The following is a 24,572-nucleotide window of genomic DNA, read 5'->3' on the forward strand; positions in this document are numbered from 1 at the left end:
TCTCAGGGAGGGCAACACATGAGAAGAATTTTCGCTTTAAGCTGCGGGTTTTATCTATTAATCGGCATAACCAGCGTTGTACTTGGTGCACTTCTACCCGTCTTATTGACACATTATGAGCGTGGTTATAGTGATGGCGGGTTTTTGTTGTTTTTGCAGTTCCTCGGTTTTCTTGTCGGGGTGCTCGTTGCTCCTTCCATGACTGCTCGCATCGGCAGAAAATCCATGTTAACCATCGCCCTGATCTGTATCGTTACTGCCTATGCCGTTCTCGGATTCTTGCCATCCTGGACAGTTGTTCTTCTTTTAACCATTATTGTCGGGTTTGGGTCTGGCATCATTGAACCCTCCGTTGGTGCGTTTACGATAGAATTTACGGAAAATCAGAAAGCAGTAGCAATGTCCAAGCTTGATGTGTATTTTGCCCTTGGAGCACTTCTCATTCCGGCAGTCGCTGCCTTATACATTTGGCTGGATCTTTGGCATCTTACGTTTTATACCGTTTCCGCGTTATCCCTTATTCTCATGCTGTTATGGGTGACCATGCCCACCTCCGCCGCTTCTTATCTGAAACAAGCTGGTGAAAATACCGTTGGACATGCAACGGGCAGATCCCAGTATTCCAGAAAACATCTGGGGCTGCTCACAATCTTCGTCGTCTTTTTCTTCGTTTACATGGGTCTGGAGTTAGGCCTAATGAACTTCTTGCCTTCCATTCTGGTCGAACGATTGCAGTTACAGGAATCTGTCGCTTCACTCAGCGTATCCATTCTATGGATTGCCATGATTATCGGTCGTCTTTTTTCCGGGAAAATTGCTGAAGCCGTCAACTACATGCCTTTCCTGATCTGGAGTACGGTAGGTACACTTCTGTTCGCCGTTGCCATGGTGTTCGTAACAGGCCAATGGGCAACATACCTGCTAATCTTCGGAACCGGATTGTTCATGTCAGGACTGTTCTGTATCGCACTGGTCTATGCCAACATTCTGATTCCCGGCATGACTGAGCGCACAACCAGCATCCTGATTGCCTCAGGCGGTATCGGTGGCGCCATCCTGCAGTATGTAACCGGATGGAGCATGAGTTCGTGGCCTGTAGTAAACACGATCTGGATTTTGGCCGGATTTTGTCTGATTCTACTCCTCACTCTCGTTCTCTCTCATCTCTGGAACTTAAGGAACAGCACCGTAAGTGGAACTCTCGCACATCAAAGTAAAGAGATTTAAACGTTGCTTCTTGAGAGGGGTGATGCCTGCGTAAACCAGAATTGTTGATCTTCGTTCAGGCTAGAACATTACATTTATGGAGGGAATCATATGCAAACCTTAACCAAAAACCGTTTCAGAACCGGACAAGGGATTAAGTTGATTGACGATGAAGGCGTTGAATATCTGGATGGCGTATCCGGTACATTCAATCTGTCACTGGGCTACAATCATCCGCATGTCGTGAGCAAAATTCAGGAACAAGTCGGCAATCTGACGCATATGTCTTCCTCCTTCACAGAACCGTATGTGGATGAAGTGCTCGATCATCTGATTGAATATGCTCCAAACGATATTAATGCGGGTTGGATGCGAGATATTACGGGCTCAACCGCCAATGAATGTGCCACCAAAATCGCACAGAAATACACTCAATCCACAGACATTATCAGCCTGTACCTATCCCATCATGGTCAGACCCAGTTTGCAACAGGGATTTCGGGAAATGCCTTCCGACGGAAACGGTTTCCAAATTCGGCTGTTCCCAACTCCGTTCATGTGCCTGCACCATACTGCTATCGTTGCCCATTCAAATCTTCAAGCGGAGACTGCGGATATCAATGCGTTGAAGCTATCTCCGATGCTATAGAATATGCGAGCTCCGGCTCAGTCGCCTGCATGATTATTGAACCGATTCTCGGCAATGGCGGCAATATCATTCCTCCTGCAGGTTATTTCAAGCGCCTGCGTAAACTGTGTGATGAGTACAATATCATTCTCATTGCCGACGAAGTACAGACGGGAATCGGACGCACCGGGTACATGTTCGCCAGCGAACTATTCGATATTCAACCTGACATGATTACCCTTGCCAAAGGTCTCGGCGGAATCGGTGTACCTGTTGCTGCGGTATTGATGCAGTCCCGATTGAATGTACTGGAAAAGCATGAACATTCCTTCACCTCTGGAAGCAATCTGATCTCCGTAACCGCTGCCAAATCTACCCTGGAGGTTGTATCCGAACCTGGATTCCTTGATGACGTGAAACGCAAAGGTGAAATCTTAGGCGGATTACTGCAAGATTTGGCCATGAAATATCCAAGCATCGGTGAAGCTCGCGGAGTCGGGCTGATGTGGGGATTGGAAATGGTGGGTGACAATAATGAACCGGATACGGATAAAACCAATGCCATTATCGACCGTGCCTTCACGGATGAGCATCTGATTTTAAGAGGATCACGTTACGGATTCGGGAACGTAGTAAAGGTCAGACCATCGCTTACCACAACAGAAGATGAGTTGGTTGAAATTGTAGAGCGACTCGATTCGGTGCTTGCAAGCGTCCATTAAAACATTTCAATGCCATTGCTCGAAGTGGTCGTTTCGGTTACGAATCGTTCTTCTGATCGCTGTTATCCCCGGATTTTATTTGATTTCCCTTTTCCGAGGGGAAAATCCGTTGATAGCATATGCTTCCGAAGCAGCTTTCTTCCAGAAAGCTTTTAGGCGAACGCTCCGCTTCTTCAGAATCGATTTCGTCCCCTTCACTACTTTCGTATCTTGTCAGAAACTGTTTTTAAAATGAATCGCTATAGTTACATTTCATATTATTATAAGGAGGTTTTAACATGTTAGCATTGGTATACAAATCGGCTTGGGATGTAGCGCTTGAGGAACGGCCTGTTCCGGAAATCGCGAGAGATAATCAGGTGTTGGTTCGAATCCGGGCAACGGGTGTATGCGGTACCGACCTCGGTATTGTCAGCGGTAAATATCATGCGGTTCCTTCCGTCATACTTGGTCACGAGTCTGCCGGGGAAGTCATTGCTGTGGGCACAGCTGTAACAACACTGCAACCGGGAGACCGGGTTGTCATCGATCCTACCTATTATTGCGGGCAATGCGACATGTGCAGAACAGGCAGACAAAATCACTGTACACATAAGTCGGTTACAGAGACCGGTGTGAGTGCTGATGGTACATTTACGGATTATTATGTAACAGAGGACCGCTTTTTGTATAAATTGAAGGACCATGTGAGCTATGAGGAAGCTACCTTGACTGAACCGCTGAGCTGCATGCTTACAGGCATTAATCAGATCCAGCTGCTACCGAATTTCAGAACAATTATCCTCGGCGCAGGGCCGATTGGTATTCTATACAGCTATGCCCTCGCTTCCAAAGGCGTCACTGGCTGTCTCGTCGATATCTCGGAAGAACGCCTGGCTATTGCAGGTTCGATTGCACCGGACCGTTGGGAGGTTCATTCATCCTTTGAAAATGCGATAGAATCACTGGCACCCACAACCAATCAGGTTGATATGATTGTGGATACGACAGGCGTCGTGGGTACACAAGTGCTTTCGCAACTCGCCAGCGGCGGTTATCTCATGCTGGTCGGTCTGAGAGATGGTAACACATCGTTCAATCCCAAGGAAGTTGTGGACCGCAGTCTAAAAATCATTGGCTCCATCGACTCCCTGGGAACTTTCGCAACAGCACACTACATGATAGAGCAACAGATTATCCCGGCGAAAAAAATTATCACCCACTCGTTCCCGTTGGAGGATTACGAAGAGGCATTCCGCACGCTTGGCTGCGATATTCAGGGGCGTACACTTCAAGCTTCTTCACATGCCATCAAAGTGGTGCTGCAATCCAGCGGTTCCAGTATCTAATGTAGCAAGTTAATCATGATTGAGATAAATTAGAGATAATTGCTTACAGAATCCTGGAGGAGGAATACAACATGGTAGCAAACAAGGAGTTTGACGGGCTGGGAGAGTCAAAGAATGACAGCATTCAGGCGGTCATTTTTGACATGGATGGCGTACTGATTGACAGCGAACCGATTTATTTCGAGATTGAACGCAGCTCTTTTGCCCATTTTGGCGCAAAAATGACGGAGGAAGAACATCACACCTATGTTGGAGTCACGCTGGAATCGATGTGGCGGCAAGTATTGGACAAGCACCAGTTAACAGCTACCGTGGAAGAAGCCCTCGCCTACCATCAACATAATGTGATGCAGACGATGCTGGCTCACCCGAAGCTGACAGCCATGCCTTCCGTAGAACGCTGGTTAAGCTGGCTGCATGAGCAGCACATTCCGATAGCCGTTGCTTCTTCATCTCCACGTGCACTGATCGATCTGATCATGGACAAGACCGGACTTGGAAAATACTTCGAGGTCCGAATGACAGGTGAGGAAGTCACGAATGGCAAACCGGCTCCGGATATATTCCTGACTACAGCCGAGATGATTGGAGCATCCCCATCGAACTGTCTTGTCATTGAGGATTCGCGCAATGGTGTTCAGGCCGCCAAAAGTGCAGGTATGCGCTGCATCGGATACCGCAATCCGGGATCAGGTGACCAGGACTTATCCAAAGCCGATTTTCAGATTTCCAGTTACGATGAGTTATGGACGCTGAAAGATACACTTCCGTTGGAAGGCCGATCGCCAAGCTTGTCGGAAATAAACTAACACGAAAAAAAACAACCCAAATGGCTTCAATTCCTTGGAATTGGAGCTATTTGGGTTTTGCTTGCTGCAAATTTAACGCGATAACACAAACTCGAATATCGTCTAGACCGAAATATCCAGACTTCCACCCAGATTGGGATGAGGAGCCGGAACCGACTTTAACATTTCTGTTAGTTGCTGACCTTGCTGCTCTGCCATGTCTTTCGACATGGACATGACTTGCAAGCTCGCCGACTGCGCTACTGAGACTTGACTCATAGCCATTGATAATGCTGCAATATCCATGTTCTGCACTCCTTTCGTTTTCTGGTCAATAGGCATACCTATTTTATATCGGTCAGATGGGAGGAAATATGTAATTCTCTCCTTCATGTTCAAAAGCTTAACATTCGCCCTCTTCCAATCCTTTCGAAGATGCTATAGCAAAACAAAACATCTATTAATACGTATATGTTAAAATCATGAAGGAGGGTTGCTTATGAACGGGAGAAAATTTGTTATTCTTTTTTCAGTCATTGCCGGAGTTTGTATCGGGTTATTTGGTGGATTTATCTATTGGGTCCTGTCAGGAGTCTAGAACATTTCTATGAAAAGAGTTCCTAACCTAAGTATTTCAATACCCCATCTGTTTCCTTGGCTCTCAGGGTGACTTTGGCTAATAACTGTTCCGGTTGCTGAAAATCCTCTTTGATCTCTGCCATCAATTCCTTTACCATCTCTTCCAGTTGCGCTAATGTTGTTTCTTTAGGTAAAATACGAGTTCTTGCGATCTCATGTTTACGAAAAGAATCATCATACGATGGAACTGTTTCCTGACCGAATGCACTAATTTCCAGCTCAACTTTTATTCCTTCCGACATTGGTTTCACCTCTTTACTCGTTTAAGACTGATTAGGGCTCAATCAATCCATATTTCACAAAACTGTGGTACAAGCCATCTTCTTCAATAGTTCCAGTTATATCATCTGCAATGGCTTTGAGACCCGGCTTGGCATTACCCATCGCAATCCCTACAGCACAATACTCCAGCATCTCCGCATCATTCATGCCGTCCCCAATGGCGAGTGTATCTTCACGTGACATACCCAGATGCTCCAATAAATCTGCAATAGCAATGGCTTTATGAATGCCCGGGATCATCAGTTCACCGCTTCCTTCACCAAAGATAGGTACCGTGCACTGAATGACTTCGAATTTGCCTTCAAACTCCTGCTTGATTCGATCGAACGGAATCGTGGAGCTTTCCAGAAAACAAACTTTGTTTACGTCGTCCTTGTATAAATCGGCTTCACCATACGTCAGACCAGCAATAAACGGATGTGGCTTTTGTTCTTTTTTCGCTCTGGCATCGGGATCATTCTCTATATCACCATAAATGCGACGTTCCAGATGAGATTGAAGATTGGAGCTGGCGTACAAGGCCGAATTAGATTCGAGGTAGAAGTCAATCTGGTGTTCATTGAAAAAATCGACCATATGCCGTACATCTTCTGCCGTTACCCTTTTGTGATACAGCACATCTTGACCGAACTCAACATAGCCACCGCCGGCACCGATCAGACCGTCAAATCCTACTTCCCATATAGAATCGTAGATTTCCGCCTTGGATCGTCCTGTACATAAATAGAGCAGATGTCCATTTTCACGTGCCTGTTTGCACGCCTGTTGTGCGGACACCGGAATGTTGCCGTCATCATCTACCAATGTGCCATCAATATCTATAAAAACAATTTTTCGATTCGTTGTACTCATCTGCGTTTGCCCCCATCTATTTCACCCACGAGAATTTCTTCTGTTGTATTCACATTGGCTGATCCCCTTGCTTCCTAGTGCTTGCCTTTGTTATACAAAACGTGACAGCATTACCGATTTCGAGGAGTACGCTGATCAATTAATTTCTCCAGAAATCCTGTAAAGGAGTCTGCATACACTTCAGGTTCTCCATTAAAGTAATCCAAACGCATCACTTTGTATTCCCCTAGTTCATCAGCCGTACGTGTATCAAAGTAGTAATATTCATCCTCATCCGGAACAAACAGTTCCAACTTCCCTTCCTGCTTCGTCTGTTCATCGGCAAGTCGGTATATATACAGAATGTCCGTGTCCGTATACTCTCGATGCTCTGGATCTGTAACGGTCAGAATTTCTGTTCCGCTTAACATCGCTACACCATAGTTAAGAAGCCACCAGCGATAGGAAGGAGGTAATGGAAAGCCCAATTCATGCTCCACTTCAATAATCCAGCTTTCCTGAACTTGATGATTCCGGAACCAGCGTATAGCCTCGGTATGCTCCAGTTTCTCAATCAGACTTTTATACATGAACAGATCTCTCCTATCTCGTATTTTAAGTTTGGTCGTTCCACCTTGCAGTCTCTTGCTGAAGCGTACATCACTTGATAGAAAATCTTTATATCTGGCCTGCTGACTTGTCCATATACACCGTCTGCCAATCATCGTCCTGTTCCACAACAACCACATATCCCTGACGTTTCCAGAAATCCACGGCTCCAGGTAAAAAGCGATGTGTATGCAAATACAACGTTGTGTAGTGCAGCTCCGCCACCACTTTCTCCAGTTCTCTTACGAGGAGTGAACCAATACCGTATCTGCGATATTTAGGATCCACATAACATTTCACAATTTCGGCGGCAGACTGCTCAGGATATCGTCCTTTCACAACTTCGATACGCCCATCATAAGGCAGGATGCCAATGGAACCCACAATCTCTTCTTCTTCGGTGACAGCAACCAGAAATACAGCATCGGCTGAATCCAGATAATGTTCTTTGAATTGCTCCAGATCTACAGGTAACTCCTCATGATCCAGCTTTGGAAATACTTCTTTGCGGACACGCATGGCAAAATCAATTGCATCATTGATTTGGTGCTCTTGAATAGCTATCACTTTCGGTACGGCCTGAAGCTGTGTCACAAAATCCACATTCCTTATCCTTAGATTCGGGCCCGTTTTCAGCTCCGTATACGAACCCAACTAACCGCAAGTTCGCTCTCTGCTTACAATTCTACCGAAATAAGCTCTTCCTATCAATCTATCTAAACGGCTAACCAAAATAGAAGAAAGCCCGCGCGATTTGATAGGGAACGCATACGATAAGGCGTGTCATCAATCAACTTCGAGGGGGAAGAACATATGTGGTTATCGCTTGGAATCTCTGCTGCAGCACTACTGACAATTGGGTTCATCTATCGTTATGTGGAAGATAAACTTGCAACCAAAAAGTTTCATCCCCACGCACCCAAGCAGCTGTTAATCAAGTTCAAGGAAGGTACGACAGCCGACGAGATGTACACTCTGCATAAAAAAGCAAAATGCAACGTAGCCGAAACGTATGAAGATCTGGGCTGGTATCGCATTGAATCAAGAAAGAAGATGCAGCGTATGTTAAAGCACTACAAGGACCATGTGCTCATCGAGCATGTTGAACCGAACTACTACCTTCAGGCATCGTTTACGCCAAATGACCCGTTTTTTCCTTACCAATACAACCTGCCAAAAATCAATGCTCCCGCTGCCTGGGACATTTCCCAGAGTAACAGCTCGGTCAAAATCGCGATCATTGACACTGGCGTGCAGTTAAACCACCCTGAGCTTGCTGGCAAGATCCTTCCCGGATACGATTACGTTGATTATGATAGTATTCCCGAAGATGGTAACGGGCACGGCACCCATGTAGCTGGAATTGCAGCTTCTATAACCAATAATGGAGTTGGCATTGCTGGTGTGGCACCGCTCGCTTCGATTGTCCCGCTACGTGTATTGGATAACAATGGACAAGGTACAACGGGTAACGTCGGAAACGGACTTGTTTACGCGGCCAACAACGGTATTCAAGTCGTTAACCTGAGTCTTGGTGGGCCAACGGGAGAAGCTTTTCTTCAGGCTGCCGTGCAGTATGCATGGGATCGGGGTGCTGTCATCATCGCGGCAGCAGGTAATGATAATACTTCGTTTCCGATTGTACCTGCCTCTTATCCAAACGTCATTGCGGTAGCTTCAACCAATCCTTCCGACCTCAAATCCAATTTTTCAAACTATGGATCGTGGGTTGATATGGCTGCACCAGGTGATACGATTCTGTCCACATACCTGGGTGGCTCCTATACCTATCTAAGCGGAACGTCCATGGCGGCTCCCCATGTAGCGGGAGTGGCTGCATTACTTGCTGCACGCGGGAAAACTAATGCGCAGATTCGTGATGCCCTATGCTTCGCATCCGATCCCGTATCCGGCTCTGGTGTGTACTGGACGTATGGGAGACTGAATGCCTATCAGAGTCTGCAAGTGCCATAACACAAATACATTCACTCATAATGGCATGGATCATCGCTACTTCCATTTCTCATGAATAAAGAAATCAAAAAAACCATGGGGCTTCTATCGAAGCTCCATGGTTTAATAATTTTATTTGGTTCTACACTTTTGCTGCCCATATTTCGATTTCAATTTTAATTTCGGGTAAACCCAACTCCGTAATATATCCAATTGTCATCGCAGGATATTCATGGCTGAATAATTGTCCCCACTCAGCGTATAAGAAATCCCAATCGATTTTCTCCGTCGCCCATACGTTGACTTTGATAATATGTTCAGCATCTAAATGCTCGAATTCGAGCACTGTTTTAATATTATTGAATGTATTCGTGACTTGCTCATTCAGACTGTCTGGAAAGTGTCCGCTACGATCTGCTCCAATTTGACCCGATGTCACAAACAACTCTGCATTCCTTGGAATTCTTGTAATATGCGTGTACTGTCCTACAGGAGCTGGCATATTAGCTGGATTTTTTCTAGTAATTTTGTCGGTTTTCATGTTGATTACCTCGTCATTCTTAAGATTTTTTCTGCGATATTTCCTAGTTTTCTTCCTAATTTGGGCACACTTCTCCCTTGGAATAGATTCTAGAAAAAGACAGCAGTGGAGTATCCATATCCCGGGGATATAAACGCAAGTGATTTTTTCTTCATGATTGGATGCTCCTCCCTTCTTAAGTGACAAGATTCTCTTGATCTTTTCATTATATATGAAACAAATCATGAGTCAAATTCATCATTCATAAGCAAAGAGCAGTCCCGTGTCAACGAGACTGCTCTTTGTGTATACGTAAGGGACTACACCTGGAGTTAAAAATATTGCGCCCCATTATTGGCAATAACCTCTTTGTACCAATGGAAACTTTTCTTTTTCACTCTGCGAAGTGTGCCGCTTCCGTCATTGTTCCGGTCTACATAAATGTAACCGTACCGTTTCTTCATCTCCCCAGTACCTGCGCTGACCAGATCAATCGGTCCCCAGCTCGTGTAACCCAGAAGCTCAACCCCGTCCTGAATGGCTTCAGCCATCTCGGCAAAATGACGATTCAGATAATCAATACGGTAATCGTCTTCAACGGTGTCATTGTCGAGCAACACATCCGTTGCACCAAGTCCATTTTCCACAATAAACAATGGTTTGCCATAGCGGTCATACAGCTGGTTACAGGTAATTCGAAGACCTTTCGGATCAATCGTCCAGCCCCATTCGGAAGCTTGAAGATACGGATTCTTCACTGAGCCAAACACATTGCCTTCGGTCGAATCCTTCAAAATCTCCGGATCGGTACTTGTACAGCGGCTGGCGTAATAACTGAATCCGATATAGTCAACTGTATTCTGCATGAGAATATCTGCATCTTCCGGCTGCATATTAATCACGATCTCATGTTCTCTGAAGAAACGCTTCGTATACCCAGGATACGCTCCTTTGGACTGAACATCGATAAAGAAGAACGACTCCCGATCCTGCTCCATGGCTTTCCATACATCATCTGGATTGGAAGTGTACGGATAAACCATGCCTGCTGCCAGCATGCAACCAATCTGTGCACCTGGAATGATCTCGTGACAGGCTTTCACAGCCAAAGCACTAGCAACCAATTCATGATGCGCTGCCTGATAGAGAACCTGCTCTTTATTCTCACCTTCCTGAAGAACAATACCCGCTCCAATGTACGGAAGATGCAGCAGCATATTGATTTCATTAAACGTCATCCAATATTTGACCTTGTCCTTGTAACGATCGAACAATGTTTTTGCATAAGTCTCAAAGAAAACTACCATCTTACGGTTCTTCCATCCGCCATACGTTTCGACCAGTTGTACAGGGACATCAAAGTGACAGATTGTGACCACAGGCTCAATATTATATTTCAACAATTCGTCGAAGACATCATCGTAAAACTGCAATCCCGCCTCGTTCGGCTCAGCGTCATCGCCATTAGGGAAAATCCGCGCCCAGGCTACAGAGAGCCTCAAGCACTTGAATCCCATTTCCGCAAATAGTGCGATATCTTCTTGGTATCGATGATAAAAATCAATCGCTTCATGCGAAGGATAAAACTCTCCATCTTTGGGCTCATATGAATCGAGATTTCCCAAAGCAATAGGGAAGCGATTAGCCCCCGTTGGAATCAGATCAACCGTAGTTAACCCTTTGCCACCTTCAAGATAGGCTCCCTCAAGCTGGTTTGCTGCCGTTGCTCCTCCCCAGAGAAAATTCTCCGGGAAGGCTGTTAATTTTTCATACATTCACGTCTACCTCCTATCCATAATGAACGTTCATTTAACCGAGCACTGTGAGCAATTTGTCTTTCTCTTTCACAGATACATCCTTCGTGCCTACTACATCCAGATAATTGGACGTGTTCGTGATAATAATCGGTGTAACTGTCTCATATCCGGCATCCTTGATCGCTTGCAGATCAAATTCCATGAGCAGATCGCCCACATTAACGCGGTCGCCATCTTTTACATGAGCTGTGAAATGCTGACCTTTCAATTGCACCGTATCCTGTCCGATATGAATCAGCATCTCAACACCCTCATCAGTGACAAGTCCAATGGCATGTTTGGTGCGATATACCGTTTGTACGACACCCGTGATTGGAGATACGACTCTGCCACTGGTTGGACGAATCGCAATCCCTTTACCCATATGCTCTCCTGCAAATGTAACATCATTGATCTCTTTCAGTTCAACCACTTCACCAGCCATTGGGCTGAAAATTTCATATCTGTTGTTCGGGTTTGGATCAAGTACAGGTGTTGGCGCTGGAACTGCATCTGCCTTGTCTTTGAAACCAACAACATACGTAAGGACAAAACCAAGGATGAATGCAACCGCTGTAGCTACAAGAGCCATGTAGAATCCGGAATCAACGCCTGTTTTTGAGTTGATGAAGGTCGGATAGCCGAATACGCCAAGTCCGCCAAACATGTACATTTTCGATCCGAATAACCCTAGAATTCCGCCTCCAATACCACCTGCGATACAACTCATGATAAATGGTTTTTTCAGTGGAAGTGTCACACCATAGATGGCTGGCTCAGTTACACCAAAGATCCCCGAGATGAAAGCTGGAATACTTAATGATTTCAATTTGGCATTCTTGGTTTTTAACATAACAGCAAGTACCGCACCAATTTGGGCAAAGGAAGCAGCGAAAGACATTGCAACCACTGGGTCAGCTCCGGACGTACTCAGGTTAAGAAGCATAACTGGTACGAGTCCCCAGTGAAGACCAAACAATACAAACACTTGCCACAAACCACCAATGACCAAACCTGTAACGAGTGGGCTTAATTCATAGATGCCTGTTGCTCCTGCACCAATCAATTGACCTGCCCATGTGGATATTGGACCAATTACAAGGAATGTTGCAGGAACGATAACCAGCAGTGTGAAGAATGGAACCAGGAACGTACTAACCACTTTAGGAATAACATTTTTGAAGAATTTCTCTATTTTCACTGCAAAGAATGTAGCGATAATGATCGGAATAACCGATGATGAATAATTCATCAGGATTACAGGAATGCCCAAGAACGTAATGTGAATTGGTGATTCAAATAATGTACCTGCGAACAACGTATACAGTGGATCACCCGCAGTCAAACCGGACAGCGTAGGATATACGAGTGTAGCTCCAATCGCCATACCGAGGAACGGTGAACCGCCAAATTTTTTGATGGCCGTATAACCAAGGAATACCGGGAAGAAGTAGAACAGACAATCGCCCGTTGCATTCAGCAGATGGTACGTACCTGATGTGTCCGCTATCCATCCGAAGGATAAAAACATGGCTGTAAAACCTTTGATCATCCCTGTTGCAGCCAGTAAGCCAAGCAGCGGCGTGAAGACACCAGAGATCATATCGATAAAACGACCGAACAAACTCCCCTTGTTACCAGAACTATCCTGATCTTCAGGAACCTGTCCCTCAGCAGGCAGATTACCTGCCTTTACAACAGCTTTATATACATCCGGCACTTCATTGCCGATTACGACCTGATACTGTCCACCACTCTGCATGACGGTAATGACACCTGGCAGATTTTTAAGCTCTTCCGTTTTAGCAACGCTTTCATCTTTAAGTTTAAAGCGTAATCTCGTTACGCAATGGAATACACTGTTTACGTTTTTAGCTCCGCCTACACCAGACAAGATGTCTTTGGCCAGTTGATCGTAGTTCATAGTAATTCTCCCTCTCTAAGTAGACTCCCGATGCTTGTGAAACAAAGAAAACCTGAACTACTGAACATACACAACGCACCGGAAAATCCGGAAACAAGTCGTGATATTCAGCAATTCAGGTTTTGCCCTTAACGGTTGCAACCCTGTAAGGCTGTACACAGCGATATTCAGTTGTAGCATTAACAACTTCATCTTAAAGTAAGTTGCAACCCATCTTTACGGACCCAAAGTGGTCGGAAGTCTCGGAATTGCCTGATTGAACAGTTACAATCCGATTGATGTATGCGCTTACTTTATGGATTCATAATATAATAACTTCTAACCTTTTGCAAGCGTTTTTTTAAGAATCTTTATTTTGTAATATCGTTACTCTGAAGTGGCATGCACCACGCGTTCAATATGAATGGTTAAATACATCATTTCTTCGTTAGTCAGTTGATACGTGTAGTTATTTTCAATGAATTTTCTAATCTTCTCCGAGCACTTGTGCGCTTCAGGATACTTTTTCTGAATCATCTCGAATAACTCATCGTCGTTGTTGCTCTTATAATGCTTGCCTTTCACCAGCCGTTGGGCGAAAAACTTCAGATGAGTCACAAATCGATAATAATTCAATGAGTTCTCGTCAAAGTCCATTTTGAAATGATATTTGATGATCGTCAAAATCTCCTGCATGACCTGAGTCATACTTCGGATGTTAGGCATCTCTTCGTTAAGTGCTGCATTTACAAAATGAAGTGCCATGAACCCCGCCTCATCTTCAGGCAAAAGTACACCAAACTGATCACAAATCATATTTAACGCTTCCAGCCCTACCTCATATTCGTCTTTGTAGAGCTGCTTGGTCTCCCACAGCAGTCCATTACGGATAGGCAGATTGTTACGATAACGTTCAATGGCAAAATGAATATGATCCGTCAGATGCAGATAGATGCTCTCGTTTAGCTTTTTCCCAAGCTTCAGCTTGGCATAGGCGATAATCTCTTCAGACACTTTCATGTATTCCAACGGTATGCTCGCGATTAATGCCTTGAAATTTTCCTGAATATTTTCATTCTGTAAAGTAAATATCTTATCAATATGCTGCTCCGACACCTCATCGCCGGCTCTCTTCTGAAAAGCAATTCCCCGGCCAATAACGATGACTTCGCGTTCGTCTTTAATCGCAACTACAGCATTATTGTTTAACACCTTCTCGATCTTCACTTTATCCACTCCAATATACAGAAAAAGGCAAACCGTGCCTTCCATGAGGTCACTGGCCTTGCCCATTTCACTTCAATGTTAACTATATTTGCGTTCATGGTATTACATTTTTCTACATTGTGCAACAAAAAAATCGATGATGTTTTATCCCTAACAAATCACTTCCTGAATGCATAAATGATACTGTTTATCTGTTTTGTATTTTTTTCTGTTTGGAAGTAATCATTCTGTATCTACAAACCTTCCCATTATAAGCATTTCCTTAGCATGACGACTTATCCATGGAATTATACTTGTACCCAGAGCTCCAAATCCAGAATTTCAATACCTGTCTGTATCCAATCGGTATCATAAAGCCTACTACTCGCCTGCCACTTCGACCATTAATAAACTGAAATTTATAATTACATTCATGAGTGCATCCATATCATTGCAGACAAAAAGTGTTTGCACTTATTTACTATATTTTTGATTAAATTCTTCTTAAAATCCTGTAGAATTCGGATCATAAATAAACAAAAAAGCCCTCCGTAGAGAAGGACTTAATGTGTCCGAATGATGAAAAATTGCATACAAAAAAATAATTATTTTTATTTAGTCACGCTTTTCGCGCGTTTTTGCAGACGTAAATATCATCTCATAACTCTCATCAATCAACGGCGTACCTTGCCAATCCTTATAAAGATATAAAATCTCGAATCCATTGGCACTCTATTTCTTCATTTTCGTGCAGTCATTTGATCATGATTTACTCTTTTTGCTTTCCTTCTCCAGTTCTGCTTCGATTCTTCGATTAATGATCTTCAACTGGTCCGAATTCAAGTGTTCGATATCCATTAACTGTTTATCGATCTGGTACTCTTCCGCTTCGCCCTTGTGCATCAATCCTAGATGATGCTTAATGGATCGAATATCCTCGCGCATACTCATGGTCTGACGATAATTGTCTGCAACAAGTGCAAATATAATCGCGCCTGCCAGAATCGTACCATATGGCATCAGAAGACACAGAACAAATCCTACTATTAAAGCCAAAATGATATACATGCTTTTCCCCTCCACTTTCAATTACAGTTTGAATCGTTCTTGGATTAGCTGTGCCACGTCTTTCGGGCTCTTGTCAGTGTTATTAATCCGAATATAATGCTCATGCGTAATTTCTCCAGGCTCGGAATTCAATCGATATTTCTCCATACTCGAAAGCAGATCCTGCTCTGACCATTCGACATTACGCTTCGTTGCTTTGTGCAGCAGCCGATGTGGGCTCTTGTTACGCTCCAATCGTTCCGCCGGATCAGCCTCCAGTTCAACATAACATACCTCTGCACCTCTGGACTCAAACAACGCACTGACTTTGCGAATGTACTCCCAATCCTCTTTCATATCGAATGCCCACACAAATGTAAAAATCAAACCGGGCAGCTCACTCTTCGCCACTTCTTCAAAAATCTCCTGACGGAACAGATTAACAAGTCTCTTTCCTTGAGGTGTACCATAACTGAAATAAGGTGACACTAATTCAATCGTCATATGATTGTGAAACAATTTCAGATCGGTGATCTTCTCCAATTCCTGACCCACCGTCATTTTCCCCACAGCCTGTGGACCAAAAATAATGATGAACTTCATCTCATCACTCCTGACATCAGCGATATGTATATCATTAATTGAATTTTCTGGACATTAGTCCATAATAACGCCTATTCGACAAATAAAAAAGAGATTTCAAGCCATCCGCTGAATGTTCAGGGCTTGAAATCTCTTCTTCGGTTTTACTTTATATCCATTGTTTCATAGTCTGCCCAACGTTAACGTCCGATCAGAACCCATCCCCACTTCATTCGACGAAGTCCCATGGCAATAATCCATGAGAGCAAAATCGCCACTACATAAGACAGCATAATGCCAAGACTGAAGTGTGGGGCGAGTTCCACGGTGAGTTCTCTTCTCCAGAACAAGAGCACTAACGGATGTATTAAAAATACACCAAACGCCACCGTACCCAAAGAGTTCAGAATACGAGTTGTCCGATTAGATCCATTCTGTTTCCATGCACCCATCCGTTCACAAAGGATCAACAAGAGTAAGCAGGCCGAGAGGGTAAACAGATTACGGAATAGAAATAGCAACGTATAGGTTAGCGCCGGAGTTGTGGCGAAAGCCGTTTTTATATAAGTATTACCGTAAATAAACACTGCTCCTCCGCTCAACAATGCAGCAATCAGCACATAACGGTACGAGAACAATTTCTTCAATGCCGCACCGAAGTTCAACCCAATCCAGGCACCGAATCCAATAACAATCAGGTAACTGGGCAGCAAACTTCCCATCCGTGAGAAATGAAACTGCAAATGTAGCGCGTAGAAAACAGCCTGCGCCGCAATAAAGAACAGCGGTAAATATCGATTAAATACACGATAACGTGTTAACGAAAGAAGCAGTGGAAAAACCACATAAAATTGCAAAATAATCAGAAAAAAATATAAATGCGTATGTGCAGTACCGGTTAACAATTGCCCCGAGAACTGCTTTACATGTGCCAGAGGCTCTTTGCCTGCTAGCCATTGTTTGACGATAAAATAAATGAGTGACCAGGCCAAATAAGGCACAAAAACATAAAATAATCGCTTTTTATAAAAAGCGGGCATCCAGCCCTGTTCCTTTATCTTGGAGCTGTAATTGTAGAACAACACCAATGAGGACAGAAACAAAAATGCAGGTACGGCGAATTGCAAAAAGCTGTTCCAAAAATAATAAAAGTTATGATCCAACGTGTGCTTGGGATAATGTGCAACTGCTGTTGAAGTCGCATGAATGGCGACCACTGCCATAATTGCAAAAGCACGATAGAGATCCAGATACTCAATACGCCGGGGCCGATTAACCGGTTGATTCATAATAAAACCTCACTTATGCCTGATAGGATGATAGTTTCCGGCCGCAATCCAGATTCTAACCTTTATTTTAATCAGCAGACGTGGGTATTACAATCATGATCTATATTATTTTTGTTAAATTACAACAATATTCAGCATCATTCGACATTAGCTAATTGCCTATCCAGAACCGCTCAACGATATTCCCGTCAGGCTCTACATAGTCTTGATCTTGGATACCCCCATTACGAAGAATAACTCTTCGGGATGCCTCATTATGCGCATCACATACGACTAATACTTTGGTAATTCCGAGATTTTTGGTAATTTCCAAGGAAAGCTTGAGGATCTCCGCACCGTATCCATTCTGTCGCTCACCTGGACGAACTCCATAACCAATATGCCCTCCGCTATGGAACAGCTTCTCATTCAATTCATGTCGTATGTTTACGGCTCCAACAACTCGATCACTCTCCGTCACAAGCCAGTATGTACTGTCCCTGACCCAGCCTTCAGGGATATCGATGCCTTGTTCGCTACGTTCCAAAAAAGCTAACATCTCTTCAAAAGGATAGGGTTCTTTCGAAATGACCCACGGCACCATCGATTCTCCGCTTGTAACCCAGTCTTCATAAAATGCTACATACGCTTCTTTATATTGCGCTGAAGGTTTAACCAATCTAACTTTTTCTTTGCTCATTTTAATTACGTCCTCCTTACTCATATTGATATTGCCATACTCCTTCACCCTAATATACTAATTCACAGTCGTGATGCTCCCAGACGTCAAACAGATTACCGTCCAGATCCTCAAAAGTAAAAAACTTTCCATATATGCCCTCATCACTAACTTTGCCAACACGGACGTGGCCAGCAATGAGTTCAGTATGAAGTTTAACGATATCGTCTGTAAAAAAGGTGATCACCCATCTCTTTTTCTGCTTCACTTGAAATACGGCTCTGGAATCATGATCACTTTCAATCAGATCAAGAATCGGCCTATTGTTTCTAAAAAGGCTAATATAGCCTTGCCTTGGCTGTCTAATATTAAACCCAAAATGGTTCACAAACCAAGCAGCGGACTGTTCAACATTGGATACAGGAATGACATTGTATGCTATACCTAATATTTTTCCCGTCGTCAAATTTATACTTCTCCCTTCATTGCATATTGAGATTCTTGTATCAAAATGAAGAAAAATTTCTCCATCCAAGTAAAAAAGAGAACCTGCGTGTGCAGATCCTCTACTCGGGTCCAGCTTTCGCTATTATATTAGTTCACGATCCTGCTTGCTTATTCCTCTAATGCACACTAGTTATACGGATTCCACCTGTTGTGCGTGCACTTCCTGATCTGCTTGAATTACCTTGTAAGTGAATTGATAGCTTCCTGATCCCAGAGCAATTCGTACATCTGATCCCTGCGTTTGAATTTCGTGAATGTCCGCTACTTGGTCCACCGCTTTTCCGTTCTCCAGAACGGTCTGTACATCTGCTCCAGGCAGAAGGACCGTGCCCGTCGTATTGGCAGGAATGGTCACACGAACCTCCATCTCGTTATTATCGCGGCGATACCAACTGGATGTGACAGAACCGTACATGGTCTCGAAACTCGCTTCGACCCACTCCAGTCCTGGTCCTGGTTTGGGCTCGATGTGTACGATCCGGAACCCGGGCTGTTGCTCATCTGTGTTAATTCCGGCAACATAACGATATAACCACTCCCCTATGGCTCCATAAGCATAATGGTTGAATGAATTCATGTCTGCACTCCACAGACTGCCATCCTCCCTTATTCCGTCCCAATGCTCCCATACCGTAGTTGCACCTTGTGTCACTTGATATAACCAGGATGGATAGTCTTCCTGAAAGAGTAGCGTATAGGCCAGATCATGATGTCCCGTATCACTCAATACCGGATTCAGATAAGGTGTTCCAACAAATCCGGTGGTCAAGTGGTTTCCAGCGTCCGCAACCAGTTTTCCCAACTGATCAATGGTACGTTTCCGAGCTGCTGAATCCAATAGTTCGAAATGCAAAGCAAGTACATGCGCGGTCTGAGTGGGAACTGCAAGTTTGCCCGCAGGTGTCACAAATTCATTTTGAAATGCAGCAACAATGTTGTCATGCAGATTTTCATAATAAGTTACATCTTCCGCCTGCCCTAACACCTCAGCAGCCTTCCGTGTTAGAGAAACAGAATAGGCATAGAAAGCAGTTGCTACAAAATCCTTATCTGTAGCCCCAATATAGCTGTCCGGCTTGGAATCCAGCCCGAGCCAATCCCCGAAATGAAAGCCAGTATTCCACAAGTAAGGATTCTCTCCTTGAGCGTGAATGTAATTAATCCAGCGCTTCATGCTGTCATATTGCTCAGCCAACAGCCTGACATCCCCGTACATCTCGTAAATCGTCCATGGACAGATCACCGCGGCATCCCCCCACGCAGCGGAAGAATGATTCGTATCCGCCCACCCGTCTGACGTCGAACTCCTCAAATCAGGAACGTAGAAAGGAATGCCTCCATCCTCTCCCTGATCCGCCTGCAGATCCCTCAGCCATTTGGTGAAAAAAGGCGCCGTGTTCATCAGGTATGAGGATGTTCGTATAAACATCTGCGCGTCTCCCGTCCAGCCCAGCCGCTCATCACGCTGCGGACAATCTGTCGGTACGTCAACGAAATTCCCTTTTTGCCCCCACAATATATTGTGATGAAGCTGATTCACGAGTGAACTGGAGCTTTTAAAATCACCGGTTCGCTCCATATTGGAATGCAGAACTACACCTGTGAAATCCTCAAGCCGAATCTCGTCCGGGAATCCAATCAACTTCACATAACGGAATCCCTGAAATGTGAAACGTGGCTCGTACGTCTCCACTTCACCGCCTTTTAGGGTATAACGAATGCACTGCGTTGCACCACGCAGGTTGTCAGTGTAGAAATTACCCTGATGATCCAATATCTCGGCATGTAGCAACTCTACCGTATGCCCCGTTTCACCCTGAATGCTGAATCTCACCCAACCGACCATATTCTGTCCCATGTCCAGCACACGTTCTCCCAGTGTAGTTGTAAGCAAGGCGATAGGTTTAATTTGCTCAATTGGCTTTACGGGTACGTTCTCTTGTGCAATGATAATCTCCTTTGAGTAATTCAGCACATGTACCGGCGACCATTGGACTGAAGATGAATCCTGCCATTCGGCTTCCATACGTGCATCATACGTTTCCCCCATATAAATGTCTGAACTGCGAATAGCGCTGGGGGAACTCTTCCAGTTTCGATCCGAAATAATACGTTCTTCTGAACCATCGGTATAATGAATATGAAGTTCCAGTAGCAAACCTGCCTTCGTACCGTATATCTTCTGCTTTTTCTCCCATCCCAAATGTCCTTTGTACCAGCCATCTCCCAGATAAGCACCTAGTATATTCTGTCCATTATGAAGCTGATCGGTAACATCATAGACCTGATATTGTAACCGCTTACTATAACTGGTCCAGCCCGGGGTGAAGTATGCTTCGCCCACTCGCTGATTATTCAGATGAAGTTCGTACAATCCAAGTGCAGTCACATATATTCTGGCCGAAGCGACAGGCTTTTTCAGTTCAAACAAGGTACGCAGTCGTGGGCAAGACTCATCCTGCTGAGAGGAAGGATCGACTGTGATCCACTCCGCCTGCCAGGCATCTTCACTACCCATGAATCCCGTCTCGAAATACGCTATCTCCGACCAGTCCGATTCATCTCCTGCACGATCCCAGGCACGAATGCGATAATAGTAGCGGGTTCGTGCTTCGGGCACCCAGTGCTCCAGTTCAACATGAATGGATTGATCAGAGCTCTTTTTGCCGGAATCCCATTCAATTTGAGCCATATCTTCCGTCCGTGACAACTGAATTTGATAAACTGATTGTACACAATTTCTGAGATCGGATTGCAAATGCCAGCTTAATCTGGGTGCCGTGATATCTAGTCCAATCGGATTTATTCTATACTCACAACGCAGATGACTTACAGTCAACATCAGAGAAACATCCCTTTCCATCGTGGTTTCCAAATCAAGGTTACGATATAATTATATCGATTCTATGATCGGAAATACCCGGCAATGAGGACAGTTTAACCCGGTAATCTGGTCATGCCAACCAAGGAGGCAATTCCGTGAATCCAACCGTACAACTGTTCAAGAGTGAATCCTTTTTTCAAAATAATCTGAAGCTGTTCGTGAACCGATGTTCAGAAGATTTTGTGGTTCCTTTTCACGCACACGAGTTTGTTGAGTATAGTTATGTCGCAGAAGGAAAGGGCTTTCATCACATTGGTGAAGATATTATTCCGGTACACAAAGGGATGTTATTTGTTATTCCGGTCGGCGTTCCTCATGTATTCCGCCCAGCTACCGCGAATGTATCAGAGCACCCACTCATTATTTATAACTGTCTGTTCAATTCCGAACTGATCCACACCTTGTCCATTATTATTCAGGAGCAGGAGATTCGAAACCATCTGACAGACCTGGAAAAGAATCGGGTTCCTTATGTATCCATCACAGATTACAGCCAGCGGATGGAAGAATTAATGGTAAAGCTGTATCGCGAATCTGCCGTTCCAGGAATTGGCTCTTCCACGATCCTGTATACGCTTGTTAGCCAACTCGTCGTGACAACGTACAGACAGATTCATCAAGCTACCTGCAATGAGAAGGAAAATGGGACTGATATGGAACATATCCTTCATTACCTGGACCAACATGTTAACGAACGAATCCGTCTAAGCGAACTGGTGAATATTTCTGGTTGGAGCGAAAGACATCTTGGACGCATGTTCGTGACCCATACCGGGCGGACGTTTGGTGCTTATCTGCAACATTTGCGCATACAAAAAAGCTGTGAATTGCTGAAGAATTCACAACATAAAGTCAGTTTAATTGCTGAACTTGTAGGCTACCGTGATGTAGATTCATTTTACGCCGTCTTTAAACGAATTACGGGAGAAACCCCCCAAGGCTATCGCAGGAACTTCAGAGCAGAACCATTGAATTAAGTGTGTTCCTGTCTTCCGTTCCTTTCTTAAGGCTCATCTCTTTACAGGATCAAACTTAATCTCTTCATGTTCTCTTTCAAGCAGACGATCTACATAAGCCTTTGCACCTTTCCAAGAGGTCATCAACGGAAACTGATGTTGCTCCCGTTCATTTATATTCCATGGATGAGGGATACAGATGACTTTTTTCCCATCATTCAGCGCGGGTATCAGGTTATGTGCTCCATCATCAATTAACAGATCGAAGTTAATCAAGTTTTTCCGTTTACAGGTTATAAACTGTTCTGGAGATATGTATGACATATGCTTCTGGAGCCAATTCCACTTCTCCACAACCGTTTTGGGCTCAGCCGCCGTTAGGATCAGCAGATCATAGGCTTGATGGAGCTTTTCCACCTCTTCTACTACATATTCATCATAAATCTCCAGTTCCTCAAACAGCCCTGGCCGACCATAAAATACATCATGCGTACAATCCGGATGGCGCAAATGGGATGTATCCCAATGTATCATATCCTCATATCGCAGCGGATGGGTTGGGAAGTTGATGTTGTTATGATAGATGGCTCGCTTGACCAGATGACATATGGTATCATCCATATCTACAGCAATAATAGGTTTTTTCATCATTATCCCCTCCAATAGGATCACAGTATATCATCATCAATGTAACAGCGCTATCCTTTTTGAGCTCAAAATAAAAAGCGGCCCCTACGCCGCAATAACTGCTGCGCAAGGACTGCCCCCGAAATCAACCCAAATCTTCGCCATTCGTAGCGATGACGTTCTGATACCAACCAAAGCTCTTTTTCTTATAGCGATTCAATGTGCCTTGTCCGTTGTCGTCCTGATCGACATAGATTACGCCATAACGCTTGGACATTTCCGAAGTGGACGCACTGATGATATCAATCGCACCCCAGTTGGTATAACCCATAAGGTCTACCCCATCCATGACTGCTTCTTTCATTTGTGTAATATGTTTTCTCAGATAATCGATCCGATAATCATCATTAATGGAACCGTCGGCCTCTACCGTATCCTTGGCACCAAGTCCGTTCTCCACGACAAATAACGGCAGTTGGTAACGGTCATACAGCTCTTTTAACGCCACACGAAGTCCGATCGGATCAAGCTGCCAGCCCCATTCTGTACGCTCCAGGTTCGGATTCTTGATCGTACTGTACAGGTTGCCGCCAGTTACTCCATATTCCTCCGGATTCACTGCGGATACCAGCGATGTGTAATAGCTGAACGAGATGAAATCAACCGTATGCTCTTTCATAATCGCTTCGTCTTCAGGTTCCATCGCAATGGAGATGTCATGCTCAGCCCAGTAACGAGCCATAAAGGTTGGATAACTGCCTCGCACTTGTACATCAGTATGAAGCAGGTTCAGTTGATTATCGATCTGAGCTTGCAGTACATCTTCCGGCTTCGACGTTGCTGGGTAGTGAATCATGCGCGCAAGCATACAGCCAATCTGGAAGTCCGGGTTAATCTGACGCGCCTTCTGCGTTACCAGACTGCTGGCAACAAACTGATGGTGAAGTGCTTGATAGGAAGCTTGCATCACGTTATCGACACGATCCTCAATGATGCCTCCACCCGTGAATGGCTCAATAATGGTTGTGTTGATCTCATTAAACGTCAACCAGTATTTCACCTTGTCTTTGTAGCGATTCATGACAGTCTCGGCGTATCTTACAAAATGTCCGATAACTTCCCGTCCTGTCCAGCCATTGTACTTCAATACCAATGACATTGGCATTTCATAGTGAGAGAGCGTCACGAGAGGTTCAATATTGTGCTTCCGCAATTCGTCGAATACTTCATCATAGAAACGCAATCCTTCTTCATTCGGCTCCGCATCATACCCGTTCGGGAAAATACGCGGCCAGTTGATGGAAAGACGGAATGTCTTAAAACCCAGCTCAGCGAATAACGCAATGTCCTCTTTGAAGCGGTGATAGAAATCAATACCGTAACGCTTCGGATATCCCTTCGCACTGTGGTGAGCCATCGCTTTCTCAACCGTTGCACTGGTCACGTGCATCAGTTCTCTAAGGTTGGTGTAATCCTTCTTCTCAAAATAAGGAACCATATCCGCTGTTGACCAGCCTTTGCCCCCTGCATCAAATCCACCTTCAGCCTGGTTGGCAGCAATTGCGCCGCCCCACAGAAAACCTTCTGGAAACCTTTGTCGATTGATCATGC

At 44.5% G+C, this 24,572-nt stretch carries 23 protein-coding genes; 6 read left to right on the plus strand and 17 right to left on the minus strand.

From position 1 onward, the window contains the following. Positions 1 to 18 precede the first annotated feature (18 nt). From CS562_RS22860 to CS562_RS22875, 4 genes are all read left to right on the plus strand, one after another. A complete protein-coding gene (locus CS562_RS22860) occupies positions 19 to 1,227 on the plus strand; it encodes an MFS transporter (protein WP_099858320.1) in 1,209 nt (402 codons plus the stop codon). A 90-nt stretch (positions 1,228 to 1,317) separates the two neighbouring features. Continuing rightward, entirely contained in the window at positions 1,318 to 2,556 is a 1,239-nt protein-coding gene (locus CS562_RS22865; protein WP_076289055.1) for an aspartate aminotransferase family protein, read from the plus strand. Positions 2,557 to 2,834: 278 nt separating this feature from the next. After that, positions 2,835 to 3,884 carry a zinc-dependent alcohol dehydrogenase gene (locus CS562_RS22870; RefSeq protein ID WP_076289054.1) on the plus strand — a complete coding sequence of 350 codons (1,050 nt, stop codon included), beginning with the start codon at positions 2,835 to 2,837 and terminating at the stop codon, positions 3,882 to 3,884. 71 nt (positions 3,885 to 3,955) lie between these two features. After that, positions 3,956 to 4,693 carry an HAD family hydrolase gene (locus CS562_RS22875; RefSeq protein ID WP_076289053.1) on the plus strand — a complete coding sequence of 246 codons (738 nt, stop codon included), beginning with the start codon at positions 3,956 to 3,958 and terminating at the stop codon, positions 4,691 to 4,693. Between the two features lie 102 nt (positions 4,694 to 4,795). Here the strand turns inward: CS562_RS22875 and CS562_RS22880 are convergent, their stop codons facing one another. The 5 genes from CS562_RS22880 to CS562_RS22900 all read right to left on the minus strand — a co-directional run bounded on the left by CS562_RS22880 (position 4,796) and on the right by CS562_RS22900 (position 7,636). Continuing rightward, on the minus strand, positions 4,796 to 4,978 hold the full coding sequence (locus CS562_RS22880) for a YjfB family protein (protein WP_024630505.1): 183 nt from the start codon (positions 4,976 to 4,978) through the stop codon (positions 4,796 to 4,798). 314 nt (positions 4,979 to 5,292) lie between these two features. Further along, a complete protein-coding gene (locus tag CS562_RS22885; RefSeq protein WP_099858321.1) occupies positions 5,293 to 5,553 on the minus strand; it encodes a hypothetical protein in 261 nt (86 codons plus the stop codon). A gap of 31 nt (positions 5,554 to 5,584) precedes the next feature. Next, positions 5,585 to 6,445, minus strand: coding sequence for a Cof-type HAD-IIB family hydrolase (locus tag CS562_RS22890; protein WP_099858322.1), 861 nt, complete (start codon positions 6,443 to 6,445; stop codon positions 5,585 to 5,587). Positions 6,446 to 6,555: 110 nt separating this feature from the next. Beyond that, positions 6,556 to 7,014: an SMI1/KNR4 family protein gene (locus CS562_RS22895; protein ID WP_099858323.1), complete on the minus strand. Its 459-nt coding sequence runs from the start codon at positions 7,012 to 7,014 to the stop codon at positions 6,556 to 6,558. Between the two features lie 88 nt (positions 7,015 to 7,102). Then, on the minus strand, positions 7,103 to 7,636 hold the full coding sequence (locus tag CS562_RS22900) for a GNAT family N-acetyltransferase (protein WP_257219584.1): 534 nt from the start codon (positions 7,634 to 7,636) through the stop codon (positions 7,103 to 7,105). Between the two features lie 210 nt (positions 7,637 to 7,846). Here CS562_RS22900 and CS562_RS22905 point away from each other — a divergent pair, with 210 nt between their 5' ends. Then, positions 7,847 to 9,007 (plus strand): S8 family peptidase, encoded by a 1,161-nt coding sequence (locus CS562_RS22905; RefSeq protein ID WP_099858324.1) that lies wholly within the window; start codon positions 7,847 to 7,849, stop codon positions 9,005 to 9,007. A gap of 121 nt (positions 9,008 to 9,128) precedes the next feature. On the opposite strand, the gene CS562_RS22910 is transcribed toward CS562_RS22905, so the two are convergent. The 10 genes from CS562_RS22910 to CS562_RS22955 form a co-directional block, all read right to left on the minus strand. Further along, positions 9,129 to 9,527: a RidA family protein gene (locus CS562_RS22910; protein ID WP_099858325.1), complete on the minus strand. Its 399-nt coding sequence runs from the start codon at positions 9,525 to 9,527 to the stop codon at positions 9,129 to 9,131. 311 nt (positions 9,528 to 9,838) lie between these two features. Beyond that, on the minus strand, positions 9,839 to 11,281 hold the full coding sequence (locus CS562_RS22915; protein ID WP_099858326.1) for a 6-phospho-beta-glucosidase: 1,443 nt from the start codon (positions 11,279 to 11,281) through the stop codon (positions 9,839 to 9,841). A gap of 34 nt (positions 11,282 to 11,315) precedes the next feature. Then, positions 11,316 to 13,226 carry a beta-glucoside-specific PTS transporter subunit IIABC gene (locus CS562_RS22920; RefSeq protein ID WP_099858327.1) on the minus strand — a complete coding sequence of 637 codons (1,911 nt, stop codon included), beginning with the start codon at positions 13,224 to 13,226 and terminating at the stop codon, positions 11,316 to 11,318. A gap of 366 nt (positions 13,227 to 13,592) precedes the next feature. Beyond that, positions 13,593 to 14,432, minus strand: coding sequence for a BglG family transcription antiterminator LicT (gene licT, locus CS562_RS22925; protein ID WP_063563219.1), 840 nt, complete (start codon positions 14,430 to 14,432; stop codon positions 13,593 to 13,595). Positions 14,433 to 15,173: 741 nt separating this feature from the next. Continuing rightward, on the minus strand, positions 15,174 to 15,479 hold the full coding sequence (locus CS562_RS22930; protein ID WP_099858328.1) for a hypothetical protein: 306 nt from the start codon (positions 15,477 to 15,479) through the stop codon (positions 15,174 to 15,176). Positions 15,480 to 15,500: 21 nt separating this feature from the next. After that, complete coding sequence (locus CS562_RS22935) at positions 15,501 to 16,061, minus strand: DEAD/DEAH box helicase family protein (protein ID WP_099858329.1); 561 nt, start codon at positions 16,059 to 16,061, stop codon at positions 15,501 to 15,503. A gap of 179 nt (positions 16,062 to 16,240) precedes the next feature. Then, positions 16,241 to 17,329 (minus strand): acyltransferase, encoded by a 1,089-nt coding sequence (locus CS562_RS22940; protein ID WP_099858330.1) that lies wholly within the window; start codon positions 17,327 to 17,329, stop codon positions 16,241 to 16,243. Positions 17,330 to 17,480: 151 nt separating this feature from the next. After that, the gene (locus CS562_RS22945) at positions 17,481 to 18,008 is read right to left on the minus strand and encodes a GNAT family N-acetyltransferase (RefSeq protein WP_099858331.1); all 528 of its coding nucleotides are present in this window, start codon (positions 18,006 to 18,008) and stop codon (positions 17,481 to 17,483) included. A gap of 49 nt (positions 18,009 to 18,057) precedes the next feature. Next, positions 18,058 to 18,453, minus strand: coding sequence for a VOC family protein (locus CS562_RS22950; protein WP_099858332.1), 396 nt, complete (start codon positions 18,451 to 18,453; stop codon positions 18,058 to 18,060). A 171-nt stretch (positions 18,454 to 18,624) separates the two neighbouring features. After that, positions 18,625 to 21,336, minus strand: coding sequence for an alpha-L-rhamnosidase (locus CS562_RS22955; protein WP_099858333.1), 2,712 nt, complete (start codon positions 21,334 to 21,336; stop codon positions 18,625 to 18,627). A gap of 137 nt (positions 21,337 to 21,473) precedes the next feature. Between CS562_RS22955 and CS562_RS22960 the strand changes: the two genes are divergently transcribed. Continuing rightward, positions 21,474 to 22,355 (plus strand): AraC family transcriptional regulator, encoded by an 882-nt coding sequence (locus tag CS562_RS22960; RefSeq protein ID WP_076289042.1) that lies wholly within the window; start codon positions 21,474 to 21,476, stop codon positions 22,353 to 22,355. A 33-nt stretch (positions 22,356 to 22,388) separates the two neighbouring features. Here CS562_RS22960 and CS562_RS22965 read toward each other — a convergent pair whose 3' ends face one another. Both CS562_RS22965 and CS562_RS22970 read right to left on the minus strand, forming a co-directional pair. Then, positions 22,389 to 22,982 carry a 5' nucleotidase, NT5C type gene (locus tag CS562_RS22965; RefSeq protein WP_099858334.1) on the minus strand — a complete coding sequence of 198 codons (594 nt, stop codon included), beginning with the start codon at positions 22,980 to 22,982 and terminating at the stop codon, positions 22,389 to 22,391. A 124-nt stretch (positions 22,983 to 23,106) separates the two neighbouring features. Beyond that, entirely contained in the window at positions 23,107 to 24,570 is a 1,464-nt protein-coding gene (locus CS562_RS22970) for a glycoside hydrolase family 1 protein (protein WP_099858335.1), read from the minus strand. Positions 24,571 to 24,572: the final 2 nt, after the last annotated feature.

The organism is Paenibacillus sp. LK1 (assembly GCF_002750415.1).
Taxonomy (GTDB): Bacteria; Bacillota; Bacilli; order Paenibacillales; family Paenibacillaceae; genus Paenibacillus; species Paenibacillus taichungensis.